Here is an 11,613-nt window from a genome sequence, read left to right as displayed (position 1 = left end):
CGCGGGTAGGGCCTGTCGTTCGGAAGGCCTTTGAGGGCACCGCCTCGCGTATTACTGGACGGGGGCGTCCATCAGGACCGTGCGGCGGGGGTTGGCCGTCTGCGTGGGAAGATCGAGCGCATGCTCCGGCTGCACCGGCGTCTGCAGTTCGTCCGCGTCCGCGAGGTGCGCGAGCGTGGTGCGCCGGGGGTTGGCTATGTTGCGGAACATCATCGTCGTCTTCATCGGTTGCTTCAGACCTTGTCCTGGTGCGGGCCCTGCGGTTAACGCCGGGTTGACGGATTTCCCATCCCTGTAAAGCGACAGGCTAAACATCCAATTCCCCGGGAAAGCCCGGAAGAGACGGCGATCTACGTGTGAGTTTCCTCACGAGTTGACGGTCAATTCGGTCATTCCCGGCAGCGGGTCAGTGGCAATGAAACGGACATTGCGCCACTGAACCAATCATTCCGCTCCTGATCATCTCGACTGGGACACCCCCCACCCCTAAGCGACTCGTACGGAATAGCCCGTTTCATCCGCGAACTGTTTCTACGCCTTGTGACACAACGCTCACACCGTGTCACCCAGGTCACAGGCCGGTACGGGGCTCTTGTTGGAGATCCGGCACTGTGCTGGAATTCCACGAACCGCCGCGGTTTCAGGCCGGCGCGCAAGGGGCGCAACGCAGCGCCGAGTGGCGGCGGGGAAGGGGGAGCAGCGCCGGTCACTCAAAGACCACCATGGGGCGCGATCCGTGCCCCAAGACGCCGACACCGTCCCGCCGTGCGAGCGGAGGGACGCCTGGTCCAGAGGTTGCGACGCTAGTGCAGGGACGTTTCAAGAGGGATGGCAGCGCTGCGGCGGAACAGGAGCCGCGCGGCGGGACCGACCGCGGCTCCTCGCCCCAGCACACCCAGAACCAGGGACCGGCAGCGCCCGGCGACAGCGGCGAACGTGCCGCGCGCCCCGGCGTGGCGGCACCCGGCGGCGACAGGGCCACGGCCCCGCTGAAGCCGAAGGGACCGAGGGACACAGGGTCGCGAATAGCGCTGCGCAACTGGCGCATCAGCACGCGCCTTGTCTCACTGCTGACCCTGCCGGTCGTCGCGGCGACCACGCTGGGCGGACTCCGCATCAACGAGTCCATGGCAGACATGAAGCAGCTGGATCACATGCAGCTGCTCACCAAGATGACCAAGCAGGCCACCGAACTGGCGACGCAGCTCCAGACGGAGCGCGACCTGTCTGCGGGGCCGCTTCGCAACGACCAGTCTGCCGTCACCGACTTCAAGGTCACCGGTCCCCGCACCGCGACCGACCGGGCCAGGAACGCCTTCCTCGAGGCCACCCGTGACATCCCCAACACGGATTCCGACGAGGCGCTCGAGAGCATCCGGGCCAACGCGAACCAGATCGCCGTCCAGGTCCACGAGCTCAACGGCATCCGGGCCAACGCGTACAAGCCGGGCCAGCCGACCTCCCTCACCATCGACAAGTACAGCCGGCTGATCGACTCCCTGCTGAGCCTGTCCCAGGACATGGCTCAGGCGACGAACAACCCGGAGATGATCAAGCGGACGCGCGCCCTGGCGGCCTTCTCGTCCGCCAAGGAGTACGCCTCCATCCAGCGCGCGGTTATCGCCGCTGCCCTTCCCGTCGGTGACAACGGCACGGTCCCCGGCCTGACCGAGTCCGACCGGCAGTACGGCCAGGCCGCCCGCGAGAGCGGTGAGACCCAGCTCAAGGCGTTCAAGGCGGTCTACGAGTCCTCCGGCGGCAACGCCGACGAGTTGACCGAACCGATGGAGGACGGCAACCCGACCATCGAGGCGTCCGAGCTCTACGCCAAGCGCGTGCTGGACACCAAGAACGGTCTGGAGTCCCAAAAGCCGATTCGCTCGCACCTGGACTGGACCGACGACTACACGGTCCGCATCAACGCCATGAAGACCATCGAGGCCACGCTGCTCGGCCAGATGGAGAGCAAGGCCCGTGAGCTGCGTGAGGCCTCGCAGCGCGAGGCGATCATCAACGGTGCGCTGATCCTCGTCGTCCTCGGCGTCTCCCTCGTGGGCGCCTTCGTCGTGGCCCGCTCCATGATCCGCTCGCTGCGCCGCCTCCAGGACACCGCGACCAAGGTCGCCCAGGACCGCCTGCCCGAGCTGGTCAAGCAGCTGTCCGAGTCGGACCCGCAGGACGTCGACACCTCCGTCGAATCGGTCGGTGTGCACTCCCGGGACGAGATCGGCCAGGTGGCCGCGGCGTTCGACGACGTTCACCGCGAGGCCGTCCGTCTCGCCGCCGAGCAGGCCCTTCTGCGAGGCAACGTCAACGCGATGTTCACCAACCTCTCGCGCCGCAGCCAGGGTCTTATCCAGCGTCAGCTCTCGCTCATCTCCGAACTGGAGTCCCGCGAGGCCGACCCGGACCAGCTGTCCTCCCTCTTCAAGCTGGACCACCTCGCGACCCGTATGCGCCGGAACGGCGAAAACCTCCTCGTCCTCGCGGGCGAGGAGCCCGGCCGCCGGTGGACCCGGCCGGTCCCGCTGGTCGACGTGCTCCGTGCCGCCGCCTCCGAGGTGGAGCAGTACGAGCGCATCGAACTGGCCTCCGTGCCCACGACCGAGGTCGCGGGACGCGTCGTCAACGACCTTGTGCACCTCCTCGCCGAGCTGCTCGAGAACGCGACCTCCTTCTCCTCGCCGCAGACCAAGGTCCGCGTCACCGGTCACGCACTGCCCGACGGCCGTGTGCTGGTCGAGATCCACGACACCGGCATCGGCCTCTCCCCCGAGGACCTCGCCGCGATCAACGAGCGGCTGGCGTCGCCGCCCACCGTGGATGTCTCGGTCTCGCGCCGCATGGGTCTGTTCGTGGTCGGCCGGCTGTCCCTGCGGCACGGCATCCGTATCCAGCTGCGCCCCTCCGACTCCGGCGGTACGACCGCGCTGGTCATGCTCCCCGTCGATGTCGCCCACGGCGGCAAGAAGCCTCCGACCGGCATGCCCGGCGCGGGCGGCCAGGGCGCCGTTCCCCCGGCGCAGGGCGGTCCCGCGGGTCTCGGTGGCCGTCCCGGCAGCGGTCCCGGCGGTGCGGGCGGCGGCAGCCGTCCCGGCCTCGGCGGCGGCTCCGGTGCGGGTCTCGGCGGTCAGCCCGCGGGCGGGCGGCTCGGTGCAGGTGCGCCGCGCGGCCAGGTCGGTGCGAGCTCGGCCCCGCGTGCCGCGCTTCCGGCTCGTGACGGTGCTCCGGGCCAGGGTCAGCAGGGCGGTCAGGGTCGCGGTGTCGCCGGGGCCTTCGGTTCCGGTGCGGGACGTGGCGCGCAGAACGCTCCCGCCCGCAACGAGCGCCAGAACGGCTTCCCGCAGGGCGCTCCGGGCGCGGACGACCGCTCCCGTCAGCTGCCCGCACCCGGCGGCCCGCGCGCCGAGCTGCCCGGTGGCAGCCCGCGCCGCGACGAGCCGCAGCGCCCGCAGCGTCCGCAGACCACCAGTTGGGGCAACGAGCAGTCGGCCGCCCCGCAGCGTCACGCCGCGGACACTCCGCGCGGGCACGAGGACAGCGACCGCGGTCCCGGCTCGACGGCGGAGTTCGCACCGCCCGACTACAACGCCGCACCGCCGCGCGGCAGTGCCTCTTCCACCGGGCAGTTCGTACGGCCCGATGTGTTCGGCACTCCGGACTCCTCGTCCACGGGTCAGTACGCCCGCCCGGACGTGAACGGCTCGGGAGCCGGTTCCCAGGACCCGGCGTCCACCACGCAGTTCTCGCGTCCGGACTTCAATGCACCGCAGCCGCCCGCTCCCACGCAGGCCCCGCGTCCGCGCGGCGGCCAGGACAACGCCGGATTCCGCGCCCCGCGTCCGGCGAACGCGCTGCCTCCGCAGCCGCAGCCCGAAGCGCTGCCGCCGGCCGGTCCCGGCGACGGCCGTACACCGCTGTACGACACGCTGGAGACGAACTGGTTCCACGGCACGCAGGGCGGTCAGCCGGACCGTCAGCAGCCGCAGGGCCCGTCGGCCGGCGTCCCGCAGCAGCCGGCGGAGCGTCCCGTTCCGCCGATGCCGCAGCGCGCCCCCGCGCCGACCCCGGCAACCCCGGGCAACGCGCCCAACGCGAGTGGTGCCGCATGGCGCACCTCGCCCAATGACGAGTTGGTGCGCCAGGCCGAGCGGGTCAGGAAGCCCGCGGCGGGCGGCGTCACCACCTCCGGTCTGCCCCGTCGGGTCCCGCGCGCCAACCTCGTGCCGGGCACCGCCCAGGAGCAGAACCACCAGGCCGGACCGCAGGTTTCACGTGCACCCGATGATGTACGTGGCCGGCTGACCAATCTCCGTCGTGGCATTCAGCAGGGCCGTCAGCAGAACTCGACGACCGGCAGCTTCAACCTCGGCCCCACTCACCAGCAGGAGCACTAGTTGAGCCCGATGAGCCAGGCGGCGCAGAATCTGAACTGGTTGATCACCAACTTCGTGGACAACACCCCTGGGGTGTCCCACACAGTCGTGGTCTCCGCCGACGGTCTTCTGCTGGCAATGTCCGAAGGATTCCCCCGCGACCGCGCCGACCAGCTGGCGGCAGTGGCATCAGGGCTGACCTCGCTGACGGCGGGTGCGTCCCGGATCTTCGAAGGCGGCCCGGTCAGCCAGACGGTCGTCGAGATGGAGCGCGGTTTCCTGTTCCTCATGTCTGTCTCCGACGGTTCCTCACTGGCCGTACTCGCACACCCCGAGTGCGACATCGGCCTTGTCGGCTACGAGATGGCTCTTCTGGTTGACCGGGCGGGCAGCGTCCTCACTCCGGACCTGCGCGCCGAACTCCAGGGGAGCCTGTTGCACTGACATCCGCCTCCCCCACGAGGTGATTCAGATAGACGCCACCGCACAGTTACCGTCAGGCCGCCCACAGGCCCCCCACCGGCTCCACTCAGACGGCTCGCAGACCACTTGCTGTCACGCCCGGAGGATTCATGACCCCGCCACCCGCCTCTCACGATCCGTACGGAGCCTCAGTCGACGCGTCGTACGGAGAGGGCGACCAGCCGCTGGTCCGTCCGTACGCCATGACCGGCGGACGGACCCGGCCGCGCTACCAGCTCGCGATAGAGGCACTGGTCAGCACCACGGCCGACCCGGCGCACCTGGCCGGGCTGCTCCCGGAGCACCAGCGGATCTGCCACCTGTGCCGTGAGGTCAAGTCGGTCGCCGAGGTGTCCGCGCTGCTGTCGATGCCGCTCGGGGTTGCCCGGATCCTCGTCGCCGACCTGGCGGAGGCCGGCATGGTGGCGATTCATCAGCCGGGCAACGGAGAGGCCGGCGGCACGCCGGATGTGACACTGCTCGAAAGGGTGCTCAGTGGACTTCGCAAGCTCTAGCGGCGGTGCAGCCCGCTCAACCACCAGCGCGAAAATCGTGGTGGCGGGCGGCTTCGGCGTGGGCAAGACCACGTTCGTCGGCGCCGTCTCGGAGATCAACCCGCTGCGTACCGAAGCCGTCATGACCTCTGCGTCCGCGGGCATCGACGACCTCACCCACACCGGCGACAAGACCACCACGACGGTGGCCATGGACTTCGGCCGTATCACCCTGGACCAGGACCTGATCCTGTACCTGTTCGGTACGCCCGGACAGGACCGCTTCTGGTTCATGTGGGACGACCTGGTCCGCGGCGCCATCGGCGCCGTCGTCCTGGTCGACACACGTCGTCTCGCGGACTGCTTCCCCGCGGTCGACTACTTCGAGAACAGCGGCCTGCCGTTCGTCATCGCCCTCAACGGCTTCGACGGACACCAGCCGTACAACCCCGAGGAAGTACGTGAAGCGCTGCAGATCGGACCGGACGCGCCGATCATCACGACGGACGCCCGGCATCGTGCAGATGCCAAGTCTGCGCTGATCACGCTGGTGGAGCACGCCCTGATGGCCCGCCTCAAGTAGACGCCGACATACGGCAGTTGTCGTAGTTGTGCGGGGGCGGACTGTGTCCTTTGACACGGTCCGCCCCCGTGTTCATAACGTTTCGACAGAGAATTAACGTGGCTCGGCCACCCGGTGCATCCGGCCGGTGTCACTGCGCTCATATTTGCCCCGCGATTTGATGCGGCTCGCTCTTTATGCCCGTTTTATCTCGAGCCTGCACACATGGAATGGCTGATTCCAGGTGTTTGGAGGGGGCCCCTCCGCATGCTGGAATTCGACGAACTCCCGAGTAGTAGAGCTCTGAACGAAACACGGCACAGCGTAGGTGCCGACGCCGAGAGGTTGTTGGTCGAGTGAGGCGAAGCATGACGAGCTCCGCAGAGCAGCAGGCGAGGGGCAACTTCACCCCGCCGCCGCGCACAGCGGCGTCGCCTGCGGATGTGCCCGGTCCGTCCCCGGCCACCGGAAGCTCCAGCCGGCTGTCCCCACGCAACTGGCGGGTGCCCACCCGTCTGAACGCGATCCTGCTCATACCCGTGCTCGTCGGCCTGGTGATGGGCGGCTTCCAGGTCAAGGGCTCGATCGACACCTGGAACGAGGCGCAGGACGCCGAGAAGACGGCGCTGATCGTGCGCGCCGCCTCGGAGTACGGCCAGGCACTGCTCAACGAGCGTGACCTCACGGCGCCGTCGCTGCTCGTCGCCACCAGTGAGCAGGCCCGCCAGAATCCGAAGGTCACCCAGGCGTACGAGGTCACGGACGACGCGAAGAAGAAGTTCGACCTGGCCGTCCAGGACCTGCCCAAGAAGCAGGGCCTGGAGCGCCGTCTGAGCCTCTTCCGGGCCGAGGAGCCCACCCTCGCCGACCTGCGCAAGACCGCGTACGCCAAGGCCATCGAGCCCAAGTTCGCGGTCGGCACCGAAGAGGGCTACGTCAAGGTCCAGCACTCGCTGATGGAGTTCTCCAACGAGCTCGGCCTCGGCACCGGCAACATCACCAGCTACGGCCGTACGGTCTACGCGATCCAGCTGGCCAAGGCCGCCGAGTCGCTGCAGCGCTCCATCGGTCTGCACCTGCTGATCCGTCCCAGCGAGGACGACACGATCCGCGCCAAGCAGACCATCGCGTTCAACTCGTACAACTACCTGGAGCAGATCGCGCTTGCCGAGTACGTCTCCGGCGGTACGCAGGAAGACACCGACAAGCTCCAGCAGATCATGACGGCCAAGGCCACCGCGGGCGCGAAGCAGCTGAAGGCCGCCGGCCTCAATCCGCCGGTGGACGACAAGGGCTCGGTCCTTGCCGGTATGTCGGCCAAGATCGGTCAGGGTCTCACCCCCAAGGAGCTGAAGAAGCTCGACACCACGCCCCTGACCTGGATGGGCGCGGCCACCGCCAAGTTCGACGGCTACACGGAGATCGAGAACGACCTCGTCGACAAGGCAGTGACCGAGGCCGCCCAGATCTCCGACGACGCCAAGGCCACCGCCATCACCAACGGCGCCATCGTCGTGATCGCCCTGCTCACCGCCTTCATCCTGGCCGGTCTCATGGCCCGCCAGATGAGCCGCTCGATGCGCCAGCTGCGCACCGCCGCCTTCGGCATCGCCGAGCAGCGCCTGCCGATGCTGGTCGACCAGCTCTCGCGTACGGAGCCGGGCCGCGTCGACACCCGGGTGCAGCCGATCCCGATCGACAGCCAGGACGAGATCGGCGAGGTCGCCCGCGCCTTCGACCAGGTCCACCGCGAGGCCGTGCGGCTCGCCGCCGAGCAGGCCATGCTCCGTGGCAACGTCAACGCGATCTTCACCAACCTCTCGCGCCGCAACCAGTCGCTGATCGAGGGCCAGCTGACCCTGATCACCGACCTGGAGAACAACGAGGCCGACCCGGACCAGCTGGAGAACCTCTTCCGGCTGGACCACCTCGCGACCCGTATGCGCCGGAACGGCGAGAACCTCCTGGTCCTCGCCGGCGAGGAGCCGGGCCGCCGCTGGAACCAGCCGGTGCCGCTGGTCGACGTGCTGCGTGCCGCCTCCTCCGAGGTGGAGTCGTACGAGCGCATCGAGCTCACCGGCGTCCCGGAGACGGACATCCACGGCCAGGCCGTGACCGACCTTGTGCACCTGCTGGCCGAGCTGCTGGAGAACGCCACGACGTTCTCCTCTCCGCAGACCAAGGTCCGGGTGACGGCAACCCGTCTCCCCGACGGTCGTGTCATGATCGAGATCCACGACAAGGGCATCGGCCTGACCGCCGAGGACTTCGCCGACATCAACCACAAGCTGGCCAACCCGCCGACGGTGGACGCCGCCGTCTCGCAGCGCATGGGCCTGTTCGTGGTCGGCCGCCTCGCCGACCGGCACGGCGTCCGCGTCCAGCTGCGCCCCTCCGGCGAGCAGGCGGGCACCACCTCGCTGGTCATGCTCCCCGACGCCATCACCCACGGTGGCGGTGGCGAGGCGCTCCCCGAGGACGACTTCACGGTCTCCCAGATCATTCCGGAGCAGCAGCAGCAGTACGAGCACCCCCCGCTGCAGAGTGCGCCGATGCGCACGGCAGCGGAGCTCGGTTTCGACGACTCGCGGTACGAGGAGCAGTCCGAGGCCTCGCTCGACCCGGTGGGCCGCTCGCTGATGCGCGAGGAGCGCCGTGCGGCGCTGGAGGCGCAGGCTCAGGGCGGTGAGCGCCCGCTCTACCGCGACGAGGCCGACTACGCGCAGGAGCAGCAGCAGTACGCCTCCGAGTACGGCCAGGAGTACCAGGAGCAGGGTTACGCCCAGGATCAGCAGGCGTACGACGGCTACCAGGCGCCCGGTGGCTACCCCCAGCACCAGGAGTACCAGGAGCACCAGGGAGAGCCCTCAGGCGCATATGCGGAAGCCAATTACCAGGCTTCGCAGGCTCCCGAGCCGCAGTACGACGGCCAGTACGACACCCAGTCCCACCAGGCAGAGTGGTCGGATCAAGGTACGTACCAAGGTGCGTACGAGCCGGAGTACCGGACGGAATCGGAATCTGCCCCCGGCGCTCCCGCGAACGCCCCCGAGCGCGTAGGCTTCGACCGTCCCGGGCCCTCTCCGAGCAGCAGCCATGCGACGACCAACGCCGGTCTGCCGCGGCGCGGCAGCACCCAGCAGCCGCCGTCCCAGCAGCAGCCCCAGCAGCAGCAGTGGCTGCAGCCCGCCGAGCAGGACCGACAAGCTCCGCAGAGCGGTCAGTCCGAGGCAGCCGGCAGCAGCAACGGCACCGGCTCCGAGGACTGGCGCTCGACCAACGACGAGCGCTGGCAACGGGCAGAGAAGCTCCGCGATCCGAAGGCGGGCGGGGTCACCTCCTCCGGCCTTCCGCGGCGGGTGCCCAAGGCCAACCTCGTCGAGGGCACCGCGGAGCAGACTCCGCAGGGCGGCCCCCAGGTCTCCCGCCTCCCGGAGGACGTGCGTGGCAGGTTGAGCAACCTGCGGCGCGGTGTCCAGCAGGGACGCAGCGCGGGAACGGACACGAACGGACCGGGCTTCGGCCCGGGCAGTACCTACAACCAGGAGCGTTAGTGTGAGCCCGATGAGCCAGGCGGCGCAGAATCTGAACTGGTTGATCACCAACTTCGTGGACAACACCCCTGGGGTGTCCCACACGGTGGTGGTCTCCGCCGACGGACTCCTGCTGGCGATGTCCGAGGGTTTCCCGAGGGACCGCGCCGATCAGCTGGCGGCGGTTGCCTCCGGTCTGACCTCGCTGACCGCGGGAGCGTCCAGGATCTTCGAAGGCGGCGCGGTCAACCAGACGGTGGTGGAGATGGATCGGGGCTTCCTGTTCCTCATGTCCGTCTCCGACGGTTCCTCACTGGCCGTTCTCGCACACCCGGAGGCCGACATCGGTCTCGTAGGCTACGAGATGGCTCTGCTGGTGGACCGTGCGGGCAGCGTGTTGACCCCGGACCTCCGTGCGGAGCTCCAGGGAAGTCTTCTCAACTAACAGACAGACAGTGCGTTTCACGCCACTGCACCATAGGGTGCGGTGGCGCGGCTCCACAGGGACATGGACCGGCGACCGGCAGTCGGAGGAGGAAACGTGGCAACACCCCCGGGCGGACGCCCCTATGACGGTGCTCACCAAACGCCGGGTGATCACTCTCAGAACCGTTTCAACTTTCCTTCTACGCCGAGCAGACAGGGCGCCCAGCAGCCCTACCAGCCGCCGCAGTCGCCGTACGACCCCTCGTACAACCAGCCGCAGCAGCCGCGCATTCAGCCCGTGCAGCCTCGGCGGGCACCGGAGGCCGCACCCGCGGCTCACAACCCGTTGGTGCGCCCGTACGCCATGACAGGCGGCCGGACCCGGCCGCGCTACCAGCTCGCCATCGAGGCACTGGTCAGCACCACGGCCGATCCGTCCAGGCTGCAAGGGCAGTTGCCCGAGCACCAGCGGATCTGCCGGCTGTGCATCGAGATCAAGTCGGTCGCGGAGATCTCGGCACTTCTCACCATCCCCCTCGGCGTTGCCCGGATCCTCGTCGCCGACTTGGCGGAGGCCGGACTTGTCGCCATTCACCAGCCCGGCGGCGACGAGGCCGCCGGCGGCCAGCCAGCCGTGACACTGCTCGAAAGGGTGCTCAGTGGACTTCGCAAGCTCTAGCGGCGGTGCAGCCCGCTCAACCACCAGCGCGAAAATCGTGGTGGCGGGCGGCTTCGGCGTGGGCAAGACCACGTTCGTCGGCGCCGTCTCGGAGATCAACCCGCTGCGTACCGAAGCCGTCATGACCTCTGCGTCCGCGGGCATCGACGACCTCACCCACACCGGCGACAAGACCACCACGACGGTGGCCATGGACTTCGGCCGTATCACCCTGGACCAGGACCTGATCCTGTACCTGTTCGGTACGCCCGGACAGGACCGTTTCTGGTTCATGTGGGACGACCTGGTCCGCGGCGCCATCGGCGCCGTCGTCCTGGTCGACACACGTCGTCTCGCGGACTGCTTCCCCGCGGTCGACTACTTCGAGAACAGCGGCCTGCCGTTCGTCATCGCCCTCAACGGCTTCGACGGACACCAGCCGTACAACCCGGAAGAGGTGCGGGAGGCCCTGCAGATCGGCCCCGACACCCCGATCATCACGACGGACGCGCGCCACCGCGCGGACGCGAAGAGCGCGCTCATCACCCTGGTCGAGCACGCCCTGATGGCCCGCCTGCGGTAAGCCGGTTACCGCGGCCGCCTGTCCCTGTGCCGAAGCCCTCGCACTCCTACGGGAGCGCGAGGGCTTCGTCGTGTGCTCGTCGTGTGCACAGCTTCGTCGTGTGCACCGCGCACAACGAAGGGCCCCGCACACCGGATGGGGTGCGTGGGGCCCTGGTTGGGGCTCAGAGGGCCGGGGGTCAGCCCTGCCAGCTGTGGGAGGGCTGGAAGCCGCGCTGACGCTCCAGGCGGCGCCAGCCGGCCGTGGTGCGGCCGCGGTGGGCCGGGGCCTCGGGCTGGGCGGCCGCGCGCGCGAGCAGCACCGCGGTGATCGCGGCAAGCTCCTCGGGGTCGGCGTGACCCTTCTCGACACGCAGCAGAGACGAGGACGAGGGAATCTCGGCGGAAGTACTCATGGGCGTTCAGACTCCAGTCTTCGCAGGGTTACTGCGGGGGGTTGCCGTGTTTGCGGGAGGGCAGGTCGGCGTGCTTGGTGCGGAGCATGGCGAGGGATGCGATCAGCACCTCGCGGGTCTCGGCG

Annotated in this window: 10 protein-coding genes; 8 read left to right on the top strand and 2 right to left on the bottom strand. The window is 68.9% G+C overall.

Annotated elements, in window-relative coordinates; all coding sequences use genetic code 11:
* Positions 1-51 precede the first annotated feature (51 nt).
* Positions 52-225 (bottom strand): hypothetical protein, encoded by a 174-nt coding sequence (locus ABZS64_RS17225; protein ID WP_355829665.1) that lies wholly within the window; start codon positions 223-225, stop codon positions 52-54.
* Positions 226-806: 581 nt separating this feature from the next.
* Between ABZS64_RS17225 and ABZS64_RS17220 the strand changes: the two genes are divergently transcribed.
* From ABZS64_RS17220 to ABZS64_RS17185, 8 genes are all read left to right on the top strand, one after another.
* Positions 807-4,397, top strand: a complete 3,591-nt coding sequence (locus ABZS64_RS17220) for a nitrate- and nitrite sensing domain-containing protein (protein ID WP_355829662.1) — start codon at positions 807-809, stop codon at positions 4,395-4,397.
* Between the two features lie 9 nt (positions 4,398-4,406).
* Positions 4,407-4,820, top strand: coding sequence for a roadblock/LC7 domain-containing protein (locus tag ABZS64_RS17215; RefSeq protein WP_142214992.1), 414 nt, complete (start codon positions 4,407-4,409; stop codon positions 4,818-4,820).
* Positions 4,821-4,948: 128 nt separating this feature from the next.
* Positions 4,949-5,353: a DUF742 domain-containing protein gene (locus ABZS64_RS17210; RefSeq protein ID WP_142213456.1), complete on the top strand. Its 405-nt coding sequence runs from the start codon at positions 4,949-4,951 to the stop codon at positions 5,351-5,353.
* Positions 5,334-5,915 carry an ATP/GTP-binding protein gene (locus ABZS64_RS17205; protein ID WP_137993156.1) on the top strand — a complete coding sequence of 194 codons (582 nt, stop codon included), beginning with the start codon at positions 5,334-5,336 and terminating at the stop codon, positions 5,913-5,915. Before ABZS64_RS17210 ends, ABZS64_RS17205 begins: the two co-directional genes overlap by 20 nt.
* Before the next feature lie 347 nt (positions 5,916-6,262).
* On the top strand, positions 6,263-9,448 hold the full coding sequence (locus ABZS64_RS17200; RefSeq protein WP_355829659.1) for a nitrate- and nitrite sensing domain-containing protein: 3,186 nt from the start codon (positions 6,263-6,265) through the stop codon (positions 9,446-9,448).
* 10 nt (positions 9,449-9,458) lie between these two features.
* Positions 9,459-9,872, top strand: a complete 414-nt coding sequence (locus ABZS64_RS17195; RefSeq protein ID WP_108154975.1) for a roadblock/LC7 domain-containing protein — start codon at positions 9,459-9,461, stop codon at positions 9,870-9,872.
* 96 nt (positions 9,873-9,968) lie between these two features.
* Positions 9,969-10,532, top strand: coding sequence for a DUF742 domain-containing protein (locus ABZS64_RS17190; protein ID WP_355829656.1), 564 nt, complete (start codon positions 9,969-9,971; stop codon positions 10,530-10,532).
* Positions 10,513-11,094, top strand: a complete 582-nt coding sequence (locus tag ABZS64_RS17185; protein ID WP_050791473.1) for an ATP/GTP-binding protein — start codon at positions 10,513-10,515, stop codon at positions 11,092-11,094. Before ABZS64_RS17190 ends, ABZS64_RS17185 begins: the two co-directional genes overlap by 20 nt.
* A 178-nt stretch (positions 11,095-11,272) precedes the next feature.
* Here ABZS64_RS17185 and ABZS64_RS17180 read toward each other — a convergent pair whose 3' ends face one another.
* Positions 11,273-11,488 carry an acyl-CoA carboxylase subunit epsilon gene (locus tag ABZS64_RS17180; protein ID WP_355829653.1) on the bottom strand — a complete coding sequence of 72 codons (216 nt, stop codon included), beginning with the start codon at positions 11,486-11,488 and terminating at the stop codon, positions 11,273-11,275.
* Positions 11,489-11,613 lie beyond the last annotated feature (125 nt).

This window comes from Streptomyces sp. NPDC005408, from assembly GCF_040606445.1.
Taxonomy (GTDB): domain Bacteria; phylum Actinomycetota; class Actinomycetes; order Streptomycetales; family Streptomycetaceae; genus Streptomyces.
This window is presented reverse-complemented; position numbering and strand designations above follow the sequence as displayed.

Bases quoted from the DNA above. Each gene is read 5' to 3' on its own strand.
- ABZS64_RS17215 (WP_142214992.1), top strand. From the start codon at position 4,407: ATGAGCCAGGCGGCGCAGAATCTGAACTGGTTGATCACCAACTTCGTG.
- ABZS64_RS17200 (WP_355829659.1), top strand. From the start codon at position 6,263: ATGACGAGCTCCGCAGAGCAGCAGGCGAGGGGCAACTTCACCCCGCCG.
- ABZS64_RS17210 (WP_142213456.1), top strand. From the start codon at position 4,949: ATGACCCCGCCACCCGCCTCTCACGATCCGTACGGAGCCTCAGTCGAC.
- ABZS64_RS17195 (WP_108154975.1), top strand. From the start codon at position 9,459: ATGAGCCAGGCGGCGCAGAATCTGAACTGGTTGATCACCAACTTCGTG.
- ABZS64_RS17225 (WP_355829665.1), bottom strand. From the start codon at position 225: ATGAAGACGACGATGATGTTCCGCAACATAGCCAACCCCCGGCGCACC.
- ABZS64_RS17180 (WP_355829653.1), bottom strand. From the start codon at position 11,488: ATGAGTACTTCCGCCGAGATTCCCTCGTCCTCGTCTCTGCTGCGTGTC.